Consider the following 20,039-nt stretch of genomic DNA (forward strand, 5'->3'; position numbering starts at 1 on the left):
GGCACTACCCGGCCAGGGTGTGCGCGGGCACGATGTGCTCGCCGGGCAGCGGTGCCAGTGCGGCTTCCACCATCGCCTCGGCGATGCGCTCTGCCGGGTTGATCCGCCAGCCGCGCGGCAGCACCGGCCCGATGAGGCCCAGCACGATCTGCCCCAACCGCTCGGCGGGCCGGCGCTCGCTGCGCTGGCCCCCGATCAACCCCGGTCGCACCAGCGTCAGCGAGGCAAAGCCCAGATCGCGCAGATCCTGTTCGAGCGCACCCTTGACCCGGTTGTAGAACAGGCGCGAGCCCGCATCGGCGCCAGCGGCCGAGTTCAACACGAACACATCGGCACCGCCGGCCTGCGCCAGCCGGGCAAACGCCAACGGGTAGCTGCGGTCAACCTGCTCGAAAGCCTCGCGGCTGCCGGCCTGCGCCAGCGTCGTCCCCAGCGCGCAGATCACCGCATCCACCCGTGCCCACGCAGGCACCTGCGGCGGCTGTGGCAGGCGATCAAAGGCCAGCACCGGCACCTCCAGCGTCGGCGCAGTTACCGGCAGACCGCGCCGGCCGGGTGCCACCACTGCGGTACATCGGGGGTCCTCCAGCAGCCGGTCCAGGACGGCACGGCCGACCAGTCCGCTTGCTCCCAGCAGCATCACACGCATCGCGACCTCTCCTGCGGCATCCTTGCCCATCGTAGCGGTTCAAGCTGCCGCGCATCGCGCCGATATGCTGTCACCAGTACCTGCCTGCCCAGGATGTGCCCATGCCCGATCCCCGCGATGATCTGCCTGCCCCCGGTACCCAGTTCGGGCCGCTGGCGTCGGTGCGGGCCGCCGGCGACAACCGGGTCACCCTGGCCGGCAGCGGTGCGAGCCTACACCAGCTGTTTGCCCATGCAGATACGCCACCGGCGCTGCTGGCCGCCTTTGCCGATGGCATGGCGACCCTGCCCGGTGAACTCGGTGACATGGGCGACCGGCTGCAGTCGGCGCTGGCCAGCGAGGACTGGCTGCGCTACGGCCGGGCGATGCGCCAGCTGATCGACAAGTACATCCGCACCATCGAACAGCATTCGCCCGACGGGCAGCCGGAAAGCCTGCGCCTGCGTGAGCAGCTGCGCCAGGTGCTCGGGGTTACCGTGGCCAGCCTGCTGCGCCATGATCCCGAGCTGGGTGCCCAGGCCGTGCAGCAGGCCGCGCAATGGCGGCACTGGCAGCCGGGCCAGCCGCTGGACGCACTGGAACAGGCACTGCGCGAGCTCGGCCACCAGGTCGGCGTGCGCGCCGAAGGCTGGCAGGAGCGCGACGACCTGTTGCTGGGGCTGTTCGACCTGCTGCTGGACAACATCAGCGAGCTGCTCGACGACAGCAGCTGGCTGCAGGGCCAGGTGGGCGCGGTGCGCCAGCTGCTCAGCGGCCCGCTGGACAGCGTCGCCATCGAGCGCACCCGTGCCGAACTGCGCGAAGTGATCTACAAGCAGGGCCTGCTCAAACAGGGCATCGCCGATTCCAAGCAGGCCATGCGCGGGTTGATGGGTGAGTTCGTCGAGCGCATGGATGGCATGGCCACCAGCACCGGCGAGTACCACGACCGCATCAGCAGCTACGCCCTTGCACTGCGCGAGGCGCGCAGCATCGCCGACCTCAACGGCCTGCTGCAGAACGTGCTGCACGACACCGGCAAGGTGCAGGCGCAGGCCGCCCAGGCCCGTGATCATCTGGCCACCGCGCGGCTGGAGGTGGAGAAGGCCGAACAGCGCATCGCCGAGCTGGAGCAGGAGCTGCGCGACGTGGCCGACCAGGTCCGCACCGATCCGCTGACCGGCGCCCTGAACCGCCGCGGCCTGGACGAACTGCTGCACTCGGAGTTGGCCCGTGCCGAGCGCGGTGGGGGTCCGCTGGCAGTGGCGATGATCGACCTGGACGACTTTGCCGCCGCCAACACCGCGTACGGCCACGCAGGTGGCGACGCGCTGCTGCGGCATTTCGTCGGCGTGTGCCAGCTGCTGCTGCGCGCCAGCGACAGCATCGCCCGCCTCGGCGGCGATGAGTTCGTATTGGTGATGCCGCAGACGCCCGGTGCCGATGGCATGTCCACGGTGCAGCGCCTGCAGCGCTCGATGGCACAGCGCGCGCTCGATGTGCAGAACCAGCGCGTTGCGGTGCATTTCAGCGCCGGGCTCGCCCAGTGGCAGGCCGGCGATACGGTCGACAACCTGCTGCGTCGCGCCGACGAAGCCCTGTATGCGGCCAAACGCCAGGGCAAGAACCGCGCGCAGGCCGGCTGAGCGAGCGCGCTGCTCAGCCCTGCGGGCGCCGTCGCGACGGCACCAGCGCAAAGGTATCCACCGCCAGCTTCTCGGCGTGGTTCAACCAGGCGCGGATCTCCAGGTCATCCACTTCGTGGTCAAGTCCGAAGCTGACGTTGATGCGGCCACTGGCATCGGGCTGCACCCACTGCTGGGCCAGCACGACCTTGCGCTTGGACGACACCGCCTCGATCCAGAAGCCGCGCTGCGGCTGGGTGCTGGCCACCAGCTCCAGCATGTACTGCCCCGCCCGCGTACGGCGACCCTTGTCGGTGATCATGTGCGCCTGGCGCACGCTGGGACGTGGGCCATCAAAGGCATCCAACGGGGCATCCACCGCGATGCCGCCACGCAGCTGGTCGTCGCGGTACAGCTTGATGCCCCTGTCCCGGTTGACCAGCAGCGCACACCAGTCGCCGTCGGCCGAGCCGTCCTCGAAGGCCGTGCAGCGGTCGACATAGGCCAGCGTGCTGTCTTCGTCGGCCTGCTCGAACTGCCGCGAGGTGTTCTCCAGATAGACCGATTTCAGCGACCAGTCCTTGCCATATTCCAGCAGCACCGGCGGCTGCACATGCTGCAGGCCCACCACCACCTGGTTGTCTTCATCGATGCGAAGATCCCGGGTCGGTTCGCCCAGCCACAACGTGCGGGCAAATGACAGGTACTGCGGGTAGTCGCGGCCATGGTCGCGCGTGGCGGCCACACTTGCGCTCGGGGCACGCTGCGGGTCCAGCAGCGAACGACCGAAGCCGATGGAATTGATGGCCGGGTCGAGCAGGCTCAGCAGGGTGGCGCCACTGTCCAGCGTGCTGCCGTGCTCGGCCTGCAGGCTGCGCGGCTCGATGCCCTCGCCCAGGAAAAGAAGAAGGTTCTCGCGCTGTTCCTGCCGTGCCAGCACGTGGCTCAGATCGTTGGGCATGGCCAGATGATCCGAAGCGATCACGATCAGCGTGTCCTTGCCGTAGGGGCTGGCCTGGATGCGGTCGACCAGCTGTGAGATCAGCCGGTCACTGCACTTGAGCGCGTTGAGCAGGCCGATGTTGCCGTAGCGGCTTTCATAGCGCTCGTTGCGGCAGGCCACCGGCAGGTGACCGGCCGGATGATGGGTGTCCATCGTCAACGTGGTCAGCATGAACGGCGCGCCGGCACGCGAAAGCTGCTCGAAGCGGCTGTACGCGGCATCCAGCAGCACATCGTCATGCACGCCCCAGGCGGAATAGTGGATGCGTCCGATCTTCTTCTGCTGCTTGAACCAGGCTACGTCGTGCACTTCGTCAAAGCCATGACTCTGCAGGAACTGGCCCTTGCCGGCGAACTGACCGTTGGCACCGCCGAGGTAGTGATTGGTATAGCCCTGCTGCTTGAGGTAATCGCCCAGGCACACCGCCTTGGGCAGGAAGGTGCCCATGCGGTCCATGCTGTTCTCATCGCCCTGCGAGGTGGTCAGCGGCACGCCGCACATCGAGGCCACCAGACCGGCGATGGTCCAGCCACTGCCCTCGGCCGAATCCAGCCCCCGCACATCCAGCGCCTGGCCAGCCAGCCGGTTGAGATTGGGCGTCAGGCCGGGGAACGTACGCTCGTCGAGATAGGTCCGCTCCAGACTTTCACCGTAGATCCAGACGATGTTGCGCGGACGGGTCAGCGGCTGCGTCGGCACCTGGTACTCGGGCGCCACCTGCGAGTGGTCTACCGGCATGAGCTGGGCATACAGACGCCGCCCGTCGGCGTACAACGGGCTCACCAGTATCGCCACCAGCCAGAGGCTGGCAAAGGCAGCAAGCCACGCGCGGCCGTGACCTGCACGCCGCCAGCGCGTGACCCGCGTCAACGCCAGCGGCAGCAGCGAGAGCAGCAGCAACACCACGTACCCGGCAATGACCTTCTTGAACTCGACCACGCCGGCGCCTTCCATATCGGCGTTGAGGTGGTACAGCGTCGCCGCGTTGATGCCATCGCCTGACAGCTGATCGATCATCCACCAACTGCTCAACGCCACCATCAGCAGCGAAAGCAGGCTTGCTTTCCACCACAGCCCGGTATCAGAGACCAGCAGCAACCAGGCCAGCAGCAGCAACAACAGCAGAAGAATCGGAAGCATGGGCACTTTCGGCAGTGACGGGAGTGGTGATGGACGTCGTACCGACGCGCTGTCCATCCGACCGAAACTGCCAAGCACACCTGCATGACAGCCCGATGACCGGATCATGCCTGCACGAACCTGACTGAAATGTTTGCTGGAAGCGACATGTTGTCGCGGCAGCTACCTCGATGAACACGAGGTGATGAGCGCGATCACCCTGCGTGATCGCGCTGCATGGTGGCACGTCAGAGCGGCCGCCTCAGCGGTGCCCGCGTTCTTCGCGCGCACGCGCGCGCCGATCAAACAGCAGCGCGCTGGCGATGATCGACAGGCCGAGCACCACGCCGATCAGCATCAGCAACATGGCGATGAGCGGATAGCCGAACAGATGCCAGCCCGTGTCCACGCGCATCATCAGCGAGGCCGCCATGATCAGGGCAGCGGTGATGATGCCGGCCGACACCCGGTTGGCGATCTTCTGCAGATTCTCCATCAGGCGCGATTCTTCCAGCCCGGTCACCTTCATCTGCAGGCGGTTCTCGGCCAGCAGCGCCAGGATGTCGGTCATCTTGCGCGGTCCCTCGCGCAGCAGCTGCTGCAGCTCCATCGCTTCACTGGCCAGATTGGCGGCGGAGAGTGACTTGCGCAGCCGCGCGCGCACGACATGCTGCAGCTGTTTTTCCACCACCCGGCGCGTATCCAGGTCGGGCGCCAGCTGGCGGCACACCGATTCCAGGTTGAGCATTGCCTTGCCGATCAGGCTCAGCTCCGGCGGCGTACGCAACCCGCAGGCGGTGGCGATGCGCACCAGGTCCAGCACCACCCGGCCCTCGGAGAAATGCGAGCTGGCCGCATAACGGGCGATCATCTGCCCCGTCTCGCGCAGGTAGCGTTCTTCTTCGAATGCTTCCAGGCGGGTGCTGATACCAATGATTTCGTCGGCCACTTCTTCACCACGCCCATCCACGGCGGCAAACAGCACCTTCAGCAGCCGCTCGCGCAGGCGCGGCGGCATATGCGCGACCATGCCCAGATCGAAAATTGCCAAACGGCCATCGGTGGTCACGCGCAGGTTGCCCGGATGCGGGTCGGCGTGGATCTCGCCATGTACGAAGATCTGATCCAGGTAGCCACGGATCAGTGCAGCGGCCAGCGGGTCCATCGACTCTTCGGTACGGCGCACCGCAGCGATGGCGTCCACGCGTACGCCGTTGGCCAGCTCCATGGTCAACACGCGGTTGCTGCAGTAGTCCCAGATCGGCTGCGGCACCCACAGCCGCTTGAACGGCCGCAGGTGCTGCCCAAAGCGCGCAAGGTTCTCTGCTTCGGTCTGGTAGTCCAGTTCCTGCATCAAGGTTTTGCCGAACTCGTTGAGCCAGTCGCGCAGGCGCACGCGCCGACCCACCTGGGTCAGGTGGTCAGCGGCCATCGCAAAGCTGCGCAGGGCTTCCAGATCCGAGCGCAGCTGCGCAGCGACTTCCGGCTTCTGCACCTTCACCGCGACCTCGCGGCCATCGTGCAACGTAGCGCGGTGGACCTGGGCAATCGAGGCGCAGCCCAGCGGTACCGGGTCGAAGCTGGAGAACAGCTTGTTCACCGAGGCACCCAGCTCTTTTTCGATGATCGTATGGATGCGCTCCAGCGGGATCGGCGCGACCTTTTCCTGCATGCGCTCCAGTGCGGTGGCGAACTCGACCGGCACCATGTCCGGCCGCGTGGACAGCATCTGGCCGAGCTTGACGAAGGTCGGCCCCAGCGATTCAAGGTCGCTGACGAACTGATCCGGGTTGCCGTCGGCGGGCACCTCATGACCATGGCCGGCATCCAGGTTCATGCCGGAGAAGACGCCGGAATGGCGATAGCGCAGCAGCAGTCGCAGAATCTGGCTGCGCCGGCTCATGCCGGTGACCAGGGGTGTGGCAGGGGACGACGACGGCTGGTTGTCCACGCCGGGCTCCAACTCGGGAAAGGCCCCCAGTGTGGCCGGGTCCAGGTCATCTGCTGGTGAATCCCGCCGTCTTCCCGTACTCACCGCAGTTGGTCCAGAATCCGCCAACTCCGCTCTCTTTGATGTGACCTCCATGGCTGGTGCAAGCCTGTTCGCCCTGCTGGACGATATCGCCACCCTGCTCGATGACGTGGCCCTGCTGACCAAGGTCGCCGCGCGCAAGACCGCCGGCGTGCTCGGCGACGACCTGGCGCTGAACGCGCAACAGGTGACCGGGGTGAGCGCCAGCCGCGAGCTGCCGGTGGTGTGGGCCGTGGCCAAGGGCTCGCTGGTGAACAAGGCGATCCTGGTACCGGCTGCGCTGGCCATCAGCGCACTGGAGGCCTGGCTGCGCTCGCGGGGCTACAACGTGCCGATGATCGTGCCGCTGATGATGGCCGGCGGCGCGTTCCTGTGCTTTGAAGGCGTGGAAAAGCTGGCCCACCGGTTCCTGCACCCCGCCGAGGACGAGGCCGAACGCAGGGCGCAGCGCCAGCAGGCGCTGGCCGACGAGGCCGTGGACATGGTGGCGTGGGAAAAGGACAAGATCAAAGGCGCGGTGCGCACCGACTTCATCCTCTCGGCCGAGATCATCGTGCTCTCGCTGGGCGTGGTGGTCGCTGCCAGCGCCGGCTTCGCCCAGCAGGTAGGCACGCTGGTCATCATCGCGCTGGCGATGACGGTCTTCGTTTATGGCCTGGTGGCCGGCATCGTCAAGCTGGACGACGTGGGCCTGTTCCTGTCCCGACGCGGTGGCGTGCAGGCCACCATCGGCCGGGGTCTGGTGGTCAGTGCGCCATGGTTGATGCGGTTCCTGTCGGTGGCCGGCACGGCAGCAATGTTCCTGGTCGGCGGCGGCATCCTGGTACACAACATCGCCCCCCTGCACCACCTGGTGCAGGCATGGGCCGGCACCGGCGGCTGGGCATGGCTGGTCAATGCGCTGGCCAACGTGGTGGTGGGGCTGGTGGCCGGCAGCATCGTGCTGGCGGCCGTCACCGGCTGGAAAAAGCTGCGCAGCCGCTGAAACACCCGCGACGGGCGTGGCCCGTCACTGCCCCGGTGCGCCTGGCTGCGGCGGCGGGTCGCGCACCAGATGGATGTCGGTCGGCGTGGCCAGCGGGATGTTGCGCTCGGCCAGCGCCGGCAGCAGGCTGAAGTACAGGTCGCTGCGCGTGCCATACACCTGCCGCGGGCTGGCCACATAGGCGAAGCTGTTGACCGTGATCTGCCCGCCGGCGATGGTGTCGATGAACACCGACGGGGCCGGGTCCTGCAGCACGGCCGGGTGAGCGGCGTAGTTGTCCAGCAGCAGCTGGCGCAGCGCCAGCACGTCGGTGCTCAGCGGCACCGTGAACTGGATCTGGATCCGCCCCTGCATGTTGCCCATCGTCATGTTGCGGATGGTCTTGGTGATCAGCTCCGAGTTCGGCACGATCAGGGTCGACTTGTCGCCCACCTGGATCTCGGTCGAGCGCACGTTGATCCGGCGGATGTCGCCCTCCTGGTCACCCAGCTTGACCCAGTCGCCGATCTTCACCGGCCGTTCGGCCAGCAGGATCAGGCCGGAGACGAAGTTCTGGGTGATCGCCTGCAGGCCGAAGCCGATACCCACCGACAACGCGCTGACCACCAGCGCCAGCCGCTCGAAGCCGATGCCGAGGGCGGCCAGCGCCCACAGCACCGCCAGAATGATGCCGACATAGCGGGCAATCGTGCTGATGGAGTTGCGCGCGCCGGTATCCAGCTCGGTCTTGGGCAGGTAGGTCTCGGTGAGCCAGCGCTGGATCGCCTGCATCAGCGCCAGGCCGACCAGCAGCACCACCACGGCCAGCGCCACCTTGCCCGGCTCCAGCCGGATGTCCTTGCCGATCGGGATGCCGTCGCCCAGCGACTGCAGGGTGTCCAGCACCGAGCCGACGTTGCCGAACGGGACGGCCATGGCCAGCACCGCCAGCACCACCACCAGGATGCGCACCACGGCTGACAGCAGCACCCCGCCCTGCTCCACCTGCGCCGCGCTCAGCCCGGTGGTCAGCACCACCGTCCGGCCCAGACGGCTCTCCGGGTGCAGCATCCAGGTACACAGGTCATCGGCGAACTTGAGCAGCAGCCCGGCTGCCAGCACCACCACCGCGCCCCAGACCAGCTGCTGGGTCACGAACTTGGCGAAGTTGAGGTAGCCCAGCAGCACAGCGATGATCGCGGCCACCACCACGATGTTGCCGGCCACCCGCGCCAGCACCAGCCAGCCGCTGCGGATGTTCGGGCCACGCGCGCGGGCGTCGTTGGCCTGCGCTTCGGCGCGCTGCTCGGCCTGCTGGGTCTGCCGCCGGTGCAGGCGCGCCAGCGACACCAGCATCGCCATGATCAGGCCGAGATAGGTCAGCGCGATCAGGCCATCCAGCGCAATGGTGGTCACCTGGCTGCTGCGTGCTTCCCGGTCCACGCCGACCAGCAGCAGGTTCAACCAGGTCAGGCCAGCGGCGCACCAGGCGTACTTGCGCAGGCTGCGTGCCGCGGTGTCGTCCAGGTTCAGCAGCCGCCACGAGGGCCGCTTGGGCGCAAGCAGGCAGGCACTGAGCGCGCCGATGAAGGCAGCCACCACCGTGCCGAAGATGAAAAGCCCGGCCAGCTCCTGCAGGCGCGGCGCGATGGCGTCGATGGCCTGCAGCGATGCGACCAGCGCCCAGGCAGCCAGACCGGGCAGCAACGTGCCCACCAGCAGCAGCCAGACCGCCAACCCGGTACGCCGCAGGCGCCCGGCCGGAGCGCGCTCAGAGGCGGCATGGCGTCGGCCCAGCGCGCGCAGCCACAGACGTAGCGGGAACAGCAGCAGCACGGCCACGGCCAGACCGGCCAGCGGAAGCCAGATGCCTTCCTTGCGGATCGCCGCGCGCAGCGCCTTCTCGCCCTGCACGTAGAGAACGACGACCTGATCGGTATCACGCGGCACTTTCGCGGCCACCTGCTGCCACAGCGCCGGCGACAACGGCGAGCTTACCTTTCGCCCAAGCTGTTCACTGAACTGCAGCTTGCGCTGCTTTTCGATCTGCTCGGCAAGCTGCACCGCGCTCACCGAGGCCACACGGGCCTGCTTGATTTCTCCATCCAGTGCGCTGCGCTGTGCGTTCAACTGCCTGCGCTGACCCGCCACATCGCGGCCCTCGCTGCTGCCTTCGGCCAGCTCGCCCAGCTGCGCCAGCTGGTCATCGAGCTGGGCCAGCTGCGGTGTGAGTGCCTCGACCACGGCATCGGCATCACGCTGCGCCGACCGTGCCCGCTCGGCCAGCGTGGCCAGCGTTTCGGTGCTCTCGGCGTTGTCGATCTGCGCGCGGACCGAGTCGATGGCGCGCTCGGCGCGCTGCAGCAGCGCGCCCGGCTTCACCTCGTCAGCGGCGTGGGCCAACAGCGGCGCGGCAAGCAGCAGCCAGCACAACAACAGCAGGCTGCGGATCAGATGAGGGCGTTGGGAAGACAAGGACCACACCAGCGTTCTCGCGCGGACCACCGCGCCTGCGCGGACTATACGGCAGGCACTGTCATCGGTGGATCAGTAATGCAGCTGCAGTTCTTCCACCTGGCTGCGCTGTGCGGCATACCAGTCCTGGAACTCTTCTTCGGTGATCTCCTCGGGCGCATACACCGCCACCGGATCCCACTCGTGGTCGGTCGGCAATGGCTGGCGCGGCCCCGCGCGCAGCGAATAGCTGGTGCCGTTGTGCTCGACCACGTCGTCGACCTGCTCCCAACGGGCACGTTCGTAGGTGTTCTGGCCGGTCAACAGAATGACCTGGTACATGGGCATGTTCCTCCCTGGACGTCAGAGGCCAGCATAGCGCTGCACCGTGGTGGTGGCGTCATGTCGGCTGCCACGCAGCGTCGCACGGGTGACGACGCCGCGCATCGGCGCGCTTTCACCTGGCGCTGGCGGCGCACCGGGCATGGTGGCGGCAACCTCAACGAGAAGGCCTGCATGAGCGACCATCCGCCGCTGAAGACCGTTCCTGACCTGATGCTGCCACGCTACCTGGGCACCTGGTACGAGATCGCCCGGCTGCCGATGTCGCATGAGCCGGACGAGTGCACCGACGTCTCTGCCAACTACAGCGTGCTGGAGAACGGCAACATCCAGGTACACAACCGTTGTCGCTACAACGGCAGCGTGGAAGACGCCACCGGCGAAGCCACCGTGGTCGACAATGACAGCGCACGACTGGAAGTGAGCTTCCTGCCCAAGGGGCTGCGCTGGCTGCCGTTTGCCCGCGGAGACTACTGGGTCATGCAGATCGCCCCGGACTACAGCGTGGCGCTGGTGGGTACGCCGGACCGCAAGTATCTTTGGCTGCTCTCGCGCACGCCGCAGCTGGATACGGTGGTGCAGGAGCATTACCTCGCCAATGCGCGCGCACAGGGTTTCGACCTCGGCCCGCTCATCCATACCCCACATACCGGCCACCCCACCGCCTGACCCGGAAGCCCGTGCATGGATCTCAAGAGCGGCTATCCCTGGTGGGCGGTACGCAACGGGCTGATGCGTGCGTTTCCGCCGCTGCAGCAGGACGAAACCTGCGATGTGCTGGTGGTGGGCGGTGGCATCAGTGGTGCGCTGGTGGCCGATGAGCTGACCGCGCACGGCCACGATGTGGTGCTGATCGAACAGCGCGACATCGGCTGGGGCAGCACGGCGGCCAGCACCGCCCTGCTGCAGTACGAGATCGACACCCACCTGGTCGAACTGGCCGACCGCCATGGCGAGCAGGCCGCCGCGCTGGCCTACCGCGCCTGCGCCGAGGCACTGCCTGCGCTGGGCGAGGTGAGTGCGGGCCTGCGCGGGGTCGACTTCAAGCGCATGGACAGCCTTTATCTGTGCAGTCGTCCACGTGATGTGCCGCTGGTCCAGGCCGAGGGCGAGGCCCGACGCCGGCATGGGCTCGACGCACGATGGCTCTCATCCGAGGAACTGCGCGAGCACAGCGGCATCGATGCACCAGGCGCGCTGATCACCCGTCAGGCGGCCCGGGTAGACCCGTACTGTCTGACCTACCGGCTGCTCGAGCGGGTCTCCAGGCGCGGCGGACGCGTGCACGACCGTACTGTGTTGCACAGCCTGCAGACCAGCGCGCGCGGCGTGCACGCACGTACCGAACAAGGTCCGTTGGTCCGCGCCCGCCACGTGGTGATGGCAGCGGGCTATGCCAGCCAGCGCTGGCTGAAGCCGCGGGTGGCACGCAACCGCAGCAGCTACGCGTTGGTCACCGACCCGCTCGACCTGGGCGTACTGGGGACCACGATGGTGTGGGAGAGCGCGCGTCCGTATCTGTACCTGCGCAGCACGGGCGACCACCGGCTGCTGCTGGGTGGCCTGGACGACAGCATCGACATTCCCCTGCGCCGCGACCACCGCGTACAGCGCCGGGCTGACCAGCTGCTGGAGCGGCTGCAGCGCTGGCTGCCCGCGCTGCGGCCGACCCCTGCCTTCGCCTGGGGCGGCACCTTTGCCGAGACAGCGGATGGCCTGCCCTGGTTCGGCGCGCACGAACAGTGGGGGCCGCGCGTGCACTTCGCCATGGCCTACGGCGGCAACGGCATCACCTATTCGATGATCGGTGCCGGCCTGCTGCGTGCAGCCATCGAACGACGCCGGCATCCGTTGCAGGACCTGTTCGGGTTCAAGCGCAAGGTCTGAGCGGCGCTGCCGGGTACAACCCGGCACTACCCATGCCGGACGGCGACAGGCACTATTCAAGCAGGGGCTGCTACGGTCGCCTTCAAGCGCCGCGTGCGTTTCCTTCCGCTGCATGGAGTGTGCCGATGATCCGCCCCCTGATGCTGCTGTGCCTGGCCGCCGGCCCGCTTGCCGCTTCCGCACAGAGCGCCGCCGGTGCTGTTGGCCCGCAGTCCTCCAGCGGGCTCGACCTGGGCGTTCCGCAGGAACCGGTCCGCTACATGAACGACCCACGTTTCCAGCAGGACCCGCCGGGCACATATTACGGCGACAAAAGTGGCCCGCGGCCGCAGGGTGATGGTCGGATCGCCGAGGTCACCGATGACAAGGTGCGCGTCTCGGGCAGCTTCACCACGGGCATCGGCTACTCAAAGCAGGGTGGCAACAGCCACTACAACGCCGCCTCGCTCAATCTCAGCAAGAACTACACCACCGATGAGGGCAAGACCCACGGGGTCAACCTCAACATCAACGTGAGCGAGGGCAAGGGGCCCGGCTTCATGGGCCCCTGGGGCGGCTACGGTGGCGGCTTCTACGGCCCAGGCCGCGGCTACTGGGACTACCCGCCGCCTTACGGCTGGTAAGCCGCGCCGTTACAGCCAGCCATCGCGCTCGCTGTGGATCAGGCGGCCATCGTGGCCGCTTAGCCGGGCTTCCACCGGCTGGTTGCGCGCATTGCGGGCCTCCAGCTTCCACGTCGCACCATCGCGTTCCAGCTTGTGGATGCCGTGCAGGCCCTGCTCCTTGGCTTTGGCCAGCAGTTGCTCGACGCTCAGCTCGCTGCGCCCGTCGAACGCGTCGAAGATCTCCCCATTGCGCGGGTCGACATAGACCTCGCGGAAACGCCCGTCATCACGGCTGACGTCGGCCTCCCACAGACCATCATCCTTTTCAATCTCATGGATGCGGCTGTACCCGGCGGTACGCAGCAGCTGTTCGACCTCGGCCAGCGTCGTGGCGGCAGCGGGCGCGCGGGGCGCCTGTGCCGACGCGGTGGCAGCCAGCAGCACAGCGGCGGCGACGGTAAGTGACTTGATCATGACATTCTCCTTGGGGGCGGGACGGTCCCGGCCTGCCCCTGCAGTGTGGCGACTCTGTCTAACAGCCTTCTAGGCAGCGCTGTTAGTCGATGGTTAGCCTGCACCGGCGATGATGGTGCCCATGTCAACGCGCCCCCGCCTGCTGCTGATCCTTGCCCTGCCGCTGCTGGCCAGCGCACCGCTGGCTGCCGGCCAGGACCCGGTGCAGCAGGATGCCCGCCAAGCGGTGCAACAGGGCCGTTACCTGCCGCTGGAAGACGTTGTGCGCGATGCACTGCGTCGTCATCCCGGCAAGCTGCTGGAGGTGAAGCTGGATGAAGGCATCTACGAGATCGAGATCCTGCGCAGCGACGGCGTGGTGGTCGAGCTGGACTATGATGCGCGCAACGGCAAGCTGCTCAAGACGGAGCTCGATGACTGATGCGGATCCTGCTGGCCGAGGATGACGCCGCGCTGGCCCAGCGCCTGCAGCCCCTGCTGGAGGACGCCGGCTACGTGGTGACGTGCCTGCATGATGGCGTGGCAGCCGAAGTGCATGGGCAGATTGAAGACATCGAAGCGGCCATCGTCGACCTGGGTCTGCCCGGACTGGACGGGCTGAGCATCATCGAGCGCTGGCGCGCCAATGGCCGCCACTTCCCCGTGCTGGTGCTGACCGCACGCAACCGCTGGCATGACAAGCTGGCCGGCTTTGATGCCGGTGCGGACGACTACCTCACCAAGCCGTTCCAGCCCGACGAACTGGTGCTGCGCCTGCGCGCGCTGATCCGGCGCAGCCGGGGCCACGCCAGCCCGCGCCTGCACTGCGGGCCGCTGCAGTTGGACATCAACGCTGCGCGGTTCACCCTGGACGGCGAGCCATTGGTCCTGAGCCCGCAGGAGTTCCGGCTGCTGAGCTGCTTCATGCACCAGCCCGACCGCGTGATCGGCCGCGAAACGCTCGGCGAACACGTGCTGGAGGGCGGCTTCGACCCGGATTCCAATGCGCTGGACGTGCTGCTCGGCCGCGTACGGCGCAAGCTGGGCATGGACCTGATCCAGACGGTGCGTGGCCACGGCTGGCGCCTGTCGGCCCCGGCATGAGGCGGCCCTCGCTGCGGGCACGGCTGCTGTGGGCCGGCGGCCTGGGTCTGGTCCTGGTCACGGTGGTGGCCACCGCGCTGCTGGGCCATCTCTTCGAGCGCAGCGCGCGCGACAATCTCGATGCCACCCTGGAACAACACCTGCTCACGCTACTGGCGCAGGCCGAAATCGATGCACAGGGCCGCCTGGCGCTGCGGCAGACGCCCAACGATGCACGCTTCCAACGGGTGTTCTCCGGCGCGTACTGGCAGATCGCCGACGCGCAGGGCCGGCCGCTGCTGCAGTCACGCTCGCTGTGGGACCAGAGTCTGGTGATGCCGGCGGCCACCGGCACGCCGCGTTCGATCGACCTGCCCGGGCCGCTGGGACAACCGCTGCGTGCCCGTCTGCAGCAGGTACGGCTGCCGCGTGCACAGGCCCCGATGCAGGTGGCGGTAGCGCTGGATCGCGGCGGCATGCAGGAACAGGTGGCACAGTTCCGCCAGCGCAGTGCCTTGGCGCTGGCGGTGCTGGTGGCCTGCTGGCTGGCGGTGCTGGTCAGCGTGGTGCATTTCGGGCTGCGCCCGCTGCAGCGGCTTGGTCGCCAGGTCGAACACGTACGCCGCGGCGACAGCCAGCAGATCGACACCGCAGCGCTGGGCGCCGAGCTCGCCCCGCTGGGGGAAGAGCTCAACGCACTGCTGCAGCACCATCAGCGCATGGTGGCGCGGGCCCGCACCAGTGCGCAGGATCTGGCGCATGCCTTGAAGACCCCACTGACCGTGCTCGGCACCGAGGCGGCCGGCGATGGCGTGCACTGGCGGCAGACCCTGCACGAACAGGGTGCGCGCATGCAGGCCAGCATCGACCGTTACCTGGCGGCCGGGCTGGCGGTGGACCACCGCCAGCGCAGCGAGGTCGCCCCTGTGCTGCAGGCGCTGTGCCGGCTGATGACGCGCGTGCACGAGGCGCGCGGCGTGCAGTTCAACACCTCAGCGGTCGTGCAGCCGTTGGCGTTTGCCGGCGCCAGTGCCGACCTGGAGGAGATGTTGGGCAACCTGCTGGACAATGCGGGCCGATGGGCCGCCGCGAGGGTGTGGGTGGAAGCGCGCTCCGAGCAGGATCAGCTGCGTATCGATGTCAGCGACGACGGTCCCGGGTTGAGCGAGGACGCACTGCAGCAGGTCACAAGGCGCGGCGTGCGCCTGGACGAACGCGAAGGCAGCAGCGGGCTGGGGCTGGCGATCGTAGGCGATGTTGCGGCCAGCTACGGCGGACGCCTGCAGTTGCGGAACCAACCCGACGGCGGCCTGCGCGCCACGCTGTGGCTGCCGGAAGCCTGAGTTCGCCTTGCGGGGCATCATCGCGACCCGGCCGACCGGTAGAGCCGACCCTACGGTCGGCTCGCCGCGCGCAAGCGCGGTGGTCTGGCCGGCGAGCAGCCGACCGGGGGGTCGGCTCCACCACAGCAGCGCGCGGTGGGCGGCGCGGTCAACGGTGGTGCATCCACCAGCAGTCAATGGCGTCCAAGGCGATATGCACCAGCAGACCAATACCCAACAGGCGCGTTTTCTTCGGTACGCACAGCCCGGCGTAGACCGCGATCGCTGGCGCAGTATGCAGGGGATGGAACCCGATGCTGCAGCGGTTCGGCGCATATACCGGGTCGGCCAGCAGATGGTCCAGGTCGATGATCCACCCCAGCAGCAACAGCAGCCAGGCCGAGGCGAAACGCTTGCGCCAGAACATCCACGCCAGCAACGCCGGCACTGCCGCGTGCAGGAACAGGTGGAAGATCGCGCGTGCGCTCATCGGCTTCCCTCATCGACAGGGCACCGCGCCAGGCGCGGTGCCCTGTCTGCCGGCCCTGCTCAGGCCAGCGGCTCGTCGGACAGGTAGGTGTACCCGGTCAGGCCGGCTTCCAGCGCCTGCGAGAGCTCGGCGGCGCGCGCCGGCGGGAGCGCGGCGGCGGCTACCCGCTTGGCATAGGTGGCGCGCAGTTCGTCCAGCGAATAGCCCACGTAGTCCAGCATCACGTCGGTGGTATCGCCCCGGCGCTGCTGGGTGATCGCATAGCCATCGGCATCGGCCACCACCTCCACCGCATCGGTGTCGCCGAACAGGTTGTGGATGTCGCCCAGGATCTCCTGGTAGGCACCGACCATGAAGAAGCCGATGCGGTAGCTCTCGCCGTGCTTCAGCGCATGCAGCGGCAGCGAGCTGTCCAGGCTTTCATTGCCCACGTAGGTGTCGACCATGCCATCGGAATCGCAGGTCATGTCGGCGACGATGCCGCGGCGCTGCGGGCGCTCGTCCAGCCGCTCGATCGGCACGATCGGGAACACCTGGTCGATGGCCCAGACATCCGGGATCGACTCGAACACGCTGAAGTTGACGAAGTACTTGTCCACCAGCCGCTCGTTCAGCTCGTCCAGCACCGGGCGGTGGCTCTTCTCATCGAAGCTCAGACGCGCGCGCACGCCATGGGCGATGGCGTAGAACAGATCGTCGATACGCGCACGCTGCGGCAGGTCGATCTGGCCCAGCGCATAACTGGACAGGCCTTCGGCGTGGAAGTGCTGCGCTTCCTGCCACAGCTCGATGGCCGGACGCACATCCAGCTCCTGCTGGATCTCGCGCAGATGGCGGATCGAGGCCGGCTCATCATCGTGCTGGTCGGGGATGCGGCCTTCCTGCGCCTGTTCCACTTCAGAGACGTTGGCAATCAGCACGGCGTGGTGCGCGGTCATCGCACGGCCGCATTCGGTGATGATGCGCGGCGGCGGCAGCCCATGCTCTTCGCAGGCACTGGCCAGCGGCTGCACGATGTTGCTGGCGTAGGAGTGCAGCCCGTAGTTGATCGAGCAGAAGCTGCGCGAGCGGGTGCCTTCGTAGTCCACGCCCAGCCCGCCGCCCACGTCGACGTGGGTGATCTTCGCGCCAAGCTGCGACATCTCGACGAAATAGCGGGTGGCCTCGCGCATGCCGTTGGCGATGTCGCGCACGTTGGAGATCTGCGAGCCCATGTGGAAATGCAGCAGGCTCAGGCAGTCGGCGTACTCGGTATCGCGCAGTGACTTCCACAGGTCCAGCAGCTGACGCGGCGACAGGCCGAACTTGGCCTTGTCACCGCCGCTGTTCTGCCATTTGCCAGCGCCCAGCGAGGCCAGCCGCATGCGCACGCCCAGACCCGGCTTGACGTCCAGCGCCCTGGATTCTTCCAGCACCAGCTTCAGCTCGGAGGGCTTTTCGATGACGATGAAGGTCTGCAGGCCCAGCTTGCGCCCGATCAGCGCCAGACGGATGTACTCGCGGTCCTTGTAGCCATTGCACACGATCACCCCACCCGGGCGCGACAAAGCCAGCACGGCCATCAGCTCGGGCTTGCTGCCCGCTTCCAGGCCAAAGCCCTCGCCATGGTGGCTGGCCAGGGTGCCGGCCACGCCGCGGTGCTGGTTGACCTTGATCGGGTAGACCGCGGTGTAGCCGCCGGCATAGTCCCAGTCCTGCTGGGCCTGCGCGAAGGCCGCCTGCAGCTTGCCCAGGCGCTGCCCGAGAATGTCCGGAAAACGCACCAGCAGCGGCAGTTTGGCCCCGGCTGCGCGCGCGGCGTCGACCACATCGGGCAACGACACGACCGGGCCGTCGGCCCCTGTCGGTCTCACTACCATGTGCCCGGCCTGATCCACATCGAAATAACCGTCCGCCCAATGCGGAATCGAATAGGTCTTGCGGGCTTGGTCGAGGGACCAATCGGTCATTGCAGTCGGCCTGGTTGGTAAAAAAGGGGGTGCATGATAACCCCTGATCGACCAAGGGTTCGTTATCATGCGCGCCCGCGCCCGTGCCCAGGCCAGAAACCTGAACGGGGCCCCCGTCCGGACGTGGCTCTGCCACGCGGCCTCCGCCGCCAGCCCGGTCGCCCCCATCCTCCGAACAGGACCTACAGGACTCTCCATGACTGACAACAGCAACTGGTACATCGAGCATTTCGAACGCACCGGCTCGGCCATCGGCTACCGCCTCACCGGCAAGCTGGATGAAGTGCAGTCGCCGTTCCAGAAGATCGAGATCTTCCAGACCACCGACTGGGGCAACCTGATGACCATCGATGGGGCCATCATGCTGACCACCAAGGACAACTTCTTCTACCACGAGATGATCAGCCACCCGGTGCTGTTCACCCACCCCGCCCCCAAGCGCGTGGTGATCATCGGTGGCGGCGACTGCGGCACCCTGCGTGAAGTGCTCAAGCACAAGGGCGTGGAGAGCGTGACCCAGTGCGATATCGACGAGCAGGTCACGGTGATGGCGCGCAAGCACTTCCCGGAACTGTGCGACTCCAATGACGACCCGCGCGCCGAACTGATGTTCGACGACGGCGTGGCCTACATGGCCAACTGCCCGGCCGGCAGCGTCGATGTGGTCATCGTCGACTCCACCGACCCGGTCGGCCCGGGCGAAGGGCTGTTCAACAAGGCCTTCTACGAGAGCTGCTTCAAGGCGCTCAAAGACGATGGCATCCTGGTGCAGCAGTCCGAATCGCCGCTGATGCAGCTGGCGCTGATCAACGAGATGCGCACCGAGATGGGCAAGGCCGGTTTCGGCTCGTTCAAGACCCTGCCGTTCCCGCAGCCGTGCTACCCCACCGGCTGGTGGAGCGTCACGCTGGCGCGCAAGGGCCAGCCGGGCTTCGACTTCCGCCAGGCCGATGCCGCCGCCAAGTCGTTCGACACCCTGTACTACACCGCCGCGCTGCATACCGGCGTGCTGGTCACCCCGCCGTTCGTTGAAGCCGCACTGACGCGCTGATCGCCAGACGCGCGTGCTGGAGGCAACCGGCGGTGTTTCCCACTGCCGGTTGCTGGTTTTACCTACATCCGAGCCTCGTGCCCCCTTAAGGCCCTGAGCGGCCGGGGTGCGCAGACTGATCCCATCGTCATGCATGGGGTCGTTCATGGAAACCGTACCCGGTGCCCGTCGCCACGTACCGGCGGCCGCGCGGAGGATGTGGCCCCGTTTCATGCGCGCGGCCGCCCGCCATGATGCCCTGCCGGCTGAGACCGGGCTGCGCTGCGCCGCGCTGCAGGGCTACAGCCACTGGTACATCGACGGCAACCTGCGGGGCGAAGAGCCGTCCGGTTTTTCGGCCTCGAGGCTGCAGGCGCTGCACACGGCAATCGCGCATAACGGCGTGCAGCCGATCTACCACGGCAGCTGCCGCAGCATGCTGGGCAGCCGCGAACGCGCGCGGGCCGATGCCGGCGTGACGCACGTGCTTGATGAAATCGAGCTGTGCAATGCGCTGGGCGGCGCGCCGCTGGTTCTCCACGGCGGCGGCGTGAGCGCACCGCAACGCTCGCCGCAGGCACGCGCGCGCGCCTTACAGCAGGCGGTGGAAACGCTGCGGCCACTGGTCGACATTGCCGCCACGCGCGGCGTGCCGGTCTGGATGGAGAGCCTGTGCGGCTACATGCGCTTCCACCCGTTCGACTACCTGTGCACCACCGAAGAAGAAGTCACCAGCATGCTGGAGCAGGTCCCACGCCTGTGCTGTTTCCTCGACGTGTCCAATGCCTGGATGAACGGCGGCGACCCGGTGGCCATGTTCCGCCGCCTCCATCACCGCATCGTCGGCCTGTGCATCAGTGATCTGGATCGCTGCGGCATGGCCCGGCACGCCGCCGAGCACGCCACGCCGCCCGTCTGCAGGCTGCTGGCAGCGGCCGACGCCCTGGAGTGGAGCGGCATCATCGCCTTCACGGCGGAAACCACCGATGTGCGGACAGGGCTGCATGACCTGGACCAGCTGCTGCGGCGGACACCGCCATGAACCGATCACGG

Annotated in this window: 18 protein-coding genes; 10 read left to right on the top strand and 8 right to left on the bottom strand. The window is 67.5% G+C overall.

What is annotated here, in order from left to right; genetic code table 11:
* Positions 1-4 precede the first annotated feature (4 nt).
* A complete protein-coding gene (locus RZA67_RS14795) occupies positions 5-649 on the bottom strand; it encodes an NAD-dependent dehydratase (protein ID WP_317213485.1) in 645 nt (214 codons plus the stop codon).
* 101 nt (positions 650-750) lie between these two features.
* Between RZA67_RS14795 and RZA67_RS14800 the strand changes: the two genes are divergently transcribed.
* Positions 751-2,274, top strand: coding sequence for a GGDEF domain-containing protein (locus RZA67_RS14800; protein ID WP_317213486.1), 1,524 nt, complete (start codon positions 751-753; stop codon positions 2,272-2,274).
* Between the two features lie 13 nt (positions 2,275-2,287).
* Here the strand turns inward: RZA67_RS14800 and RZA67_RS14805 are convergent, their stop codons facing one another.
* On the bottom strand, positions 2,288-4,396 hold the full coding sequence (locus RZA67_RS14805) for a phosphoglycerol transferase I (RefSeq protein WP_317213487.1): 2,109 nt from the start codon (positions 4,394-4,396) through the stop codon (positions 2,288-2,290).
* Positions 4,397-4,637: 241 nt separating this feature from the next.
* On the bottom strand, positions 4,638-6,278 hold the full coding sequence (locus RZA67_RS14810) for an AarF/UbiB family protein (protein ID WP_317213488.1): 1,641 nt from the start codon (positions 6,276-6,278) through the stop codon (positions 4,638-4,640).
* Positions 6,279-6,459: 181 nt separating this feature from the next.
* On the opposite strand from RZA67_RS14810, the gene RZA67_RS14815 reads away from it, so the two are divergent.
* Positions 6,460-7,392 carry a DUF808 domain-containing protein gene (locus RZA67_RS14815; RefSeq protein ID WP_317213489.1) on the top strand — a complete coding sequence of 311 codons (933 nt, stop codon included), beginning with the start codon at positions 6,460-6,462 and terminating at the stop codon, positions 7,390-7,392.
* 24 nt (positions 7,393-7,416) lie between these two features.
* On the opposite strand, the gene RZA67_RS14820 is transcribed toward RZA67_RS14815, so the two are convergent.
* Both RZA67_RS14820 and RZA67_RS14825 read right to left on the bottom strand, forming a co-directional pair.
* Entirely contained in the window at positions 7,417-9,855 is a 2,439-nt protein-coding gene (locus RZA67_RS14820; protein ID WP_317213490.1) for a DUF3772 domain-containing protein, read from the bottom strand.
* Positions 9,856-9,918: 63 nt separating this feature from the next.
* A complete protein-coding gene (locus RZA67_RS14825; RefSeq protein WP_317213491.1) occupies positions 9,919-10,167 on the bottom strand; it encodes a hypothetical protein in 249 nt (82 codons plus the stop codon).
* 174 nt (positions 10,168-10,341) lie between these two features.
* On the opposite strand from RZA67_RS14825, the gene RZA67_RS14830 reads away from it, so the two are divergent.
* The 3 genes from RZA67_RS14830 to RZA67_RS14840 all read left to right on the top strand — a co-directional run bounded on the left by RZA67_RS14830 (position 10,342) and on the right by RZA67_RS14840 (position 12,677).
* A complete protein-coding gene (locus tag RZA67_RS14830; RefSeq protein ID WP_317214032.1) occupies positions 10,342-10,836 on the top strand; it encodes a lipocalin family protein in 495 nt (164 codons plus the stop codon).
* 15 nt (positions 10,837-10,851) lie between these two features.
* Positions 10,852-12,054, top strand: a complete 1,203-nt coding sequence (locus RZA67_RS14835) for an FAD-dependent oxidoreductase (protein WP_317213492.1) — start codon at positions 10,852-10,854, stop codon at positions 12,052-12,054.
* Positions 12,055-12,179: 125 nt separating this feature from the next.
* A complete protein-coding gene (locus RZA67_RS14840) occupies positions 12,180-12,677 on the top strand; it encodes a hypothetical protein (RefSeq protein ID WP_317213493.1) in 498 nt (165 codons plus the stop codon).
* A gap of 9 nt (positions 12,678-12,686) precedes the next feature.
* Here the strand turns inward: RZA67_RS14840 and RZA67_RS14845 are convergent, their stop codons facing one another.
* Positions 12,687-13,133 carry a PepSY domain-containing protein gene (locus RZA67_RS14845; protein WP_317213494.1) on the bottom strand — a complete coding sequence of 149 codons (447 nt, stop codon included), beginning with the start codon at positions 13,131-13,133 and terminating at the stop codon, positions 12,687-12,689.
* Between the two features lie 145 nt (positions 13,134-13,278).
* Here RZA67_RS14845 and RZA67_RS14850 point away from each other — a divergent pair, with 145 nt between their 5' ends.
* Genes RZA67_RS14850 through RZA67_RS14860 form a run of 3 tightly spaced genes read left to right on the top strand, consistent with a single transcriptional unit; the run spans position 13,279 to position 15,538 of the window.
* Positions 13,279-13,554, top strand: coding sequence for a PepSY domain-containing protein (locus RZA67_RS14850; RefSeq protein WP_317214033.1), 276 nt, complete (start codon positions 13,279-13,281; stop codon positions 13,552-13,554).
* Entirely contained in the window at positions 13,554-14,216 is a 663-nt protein-coding gene (locus RZA67_RS14855; protein ID WP_317213495.1) for a response regulator transcription factor, read from the top strand. The genes RZA67_RS14850 and RZA67_RS14855 overlap by 1 nt, the downstream gene beginning before the upstream one ends.
* Positions 14,213-15,538: a HAMP domain-containing sensor histidine kinase gene (locus RZA67_RS14860; RefSeq protein ID WP_317213496.1), complete on the top strand. Its 1,326-nt coding sequence runs from the start codon at positions 14,213-14,215 to the stop codon at positions 15,536-15,538. The genes RZA67_RS14855 and RZA67_RS14860 overlap by 4 nt, the downstream gene beginning before the upstream one ends.
* 148 nt (positions 15,539-15,686) lie before the next feature.
* Here the strand turns inward: RZA67_RS14860 and RZA67_RS14865 are convergent, their stop codons facing one another.
* Positions 15,687-16,007, bottom strand: coding sequence for a DUF6122 family protein (locus tag RZA67_RS14865; RefSeq protein WP_317213497.1), 321 nt, complete (start codon positions 16,005-16,007; stop codon positions 15,687-15,689).
* A 59-nt stretch (positions 16,008-16,066) separates the two neighbouring features.
* Positions 16,067-17,956 (bottom strand): arginine decarboxylase, encoded by a 1,890-nt coding sequence (gene speA / locus RZA67_RS14870; protein WP_317213498.1) that lies wholly within the window; start codon positions 17,954-17,956, stop codon positions 16,067-16,069.
* A gap of 196 nt (positions 17,957-18,152) precedes the next feature.
* On the opposite strand from speA, the gene speE reads away from it, so the two are divergent.
* Positions 18,153-19,007 carry a polyamine aminopropyltransferase gene (gene speE, locus RZA67_RS14875; RefSeq protein WP_317213499.1) on the top strand — a complete coding sequence of 285 codons (855 nt, stop codon included), beginning with the start codon at positions 18,153-18,155 and terminating at the stop codon, positions 19,005-19,007.
* A gap of 145 nt (positions 19,008-19,152) precedes the next feature.
* A complete protein-coding gene (locus RZA67_RS14880; protein ID WP_317213500.1) occupies positions 19,153-20,028 on the top strand; it encodes a TIM barrel protein in 876 nt (291 codons plus the stop codon).
* Positions 20,029-20,039: the final 11 nt, after the last annotated feature.

The sequence above is a fragment of the Stenotrophomonas sp. C3(2023) genome (genome assembly GCF_032911385.1).
Classification (GTDB): domain Bacteria; phylum Pseudomonadota; class Gammaproteobacteria; order Xanthomonadales; family Xanthomonadaceae; genus Stenotrophomonas.

Coding starts and splice junctions, on each gene's coding strand:
- RZA67_RS14805 (WP_317213487.1), bottom strand. CDS start 4,396: ATGCTTCCGATTCTTCTGCTGTTGTTGCTGCTGCTGGCCTGGTTGCTG.
- RZA67_RS14835 (WP_317213492.1), top strand. CDS start 10,852: ATGGATCTCAAGAGCGGCTATCCCTGGTGGGCGGTACGCAACGGGCTG.
- speA (WP_317213498.1), bottom strand. CDS start 17,956: ATGACCGATTGGTCCCTCGACCAAGCCCGCAAGACCTATTCGATTCCG.
- RZA67_RS14845 (WP_317213494.1), bottom strand. CDS start 13,133: ATGATCAAGTCACTTACCGTCGCCGCCGCTGTGCTGCTGGCTGCCACC.
- speE (WP_317213499.1), top strand. CDS start 18,153: ATGACTGACAACAGCAACTGGTACATCGAGCATTTCGAACGCACCGGC.
- RZA67_RS14865 (WP_317213497.1), bottom strand. CDS start 16,007: ATGAGCGCACGCGCGATCTTCCACCTGTTCCTGCACGCGGCAGTGCCG.
- RZA67_RS14825 (WP_317213491.1), bottom strand. CDS start 10,167: ATGTACCAGGTCATTCTGTTGACCGGCCAGAACACCTACGAACGTGCC.
- RZA67_RS14840 (WP_317213493.1), top strand. CDS start 12,180: ATGATCCGCCCCCTGATGCTGCTGTGCCTGGCCGCCGGCCCGCTTGCC.
- RZA67_RS14880 (WP_317213500.1), top strand. CDS start 19,153: ATGGAAACCGTACCCGGTGCCCGTCGCCACGTACCGGCGGCCGCGCGG.
- RZA67_RS14855 (WP_317213495.1), top strand. CDS start 13,554: ATGCGGATCCTGCTGGCCGAGGATGACGCCGCGCTGGCCCAGCGCCTG.
- RZA67_RS14810 (WP_317213488.1), bottom strand. CDS start 6,278: ATGAGCCGGCGCAGCCAGATTCTGCGACTGCTGCTGCGCTATCGCCAT.
- RZA67_RS14795 (WP_317213485.1), bottom strand. CDS start 649: ATGCGTGTGATGCTGCTGGGAGCAAGCGGACTGGTCGGCCGTGCCGTC.
- RZA67_RS14800 (WP_317213486.1), top strand. CDS start 751: ATGCCCGATCCCCGCGATGATCTGCCTGCCCCCGGTACCCAGTTCGGG.
- RZA67_RS14815 (WP_317213489.1), top strand. CDS start 6,460: ATGGCTGGTGCAAGCCTGTTCGCCCTGCTGGACGATATCGCCACCCTG.
- RZA67_RS14830 (WP_317214032.1), top strand. CDS start 10,342: ATGAGCGACCATCCGCCGCTGAAGACCGTTCCTGACCTGATGCTGCCA.
- RZA67_RS14860 (WP_317213496.1), top strand. CDS start 14,213: ATGAGGCGGCCCTCGCTGCGGGCACGGCTGCTGTGGGCCGGCGGCCTG.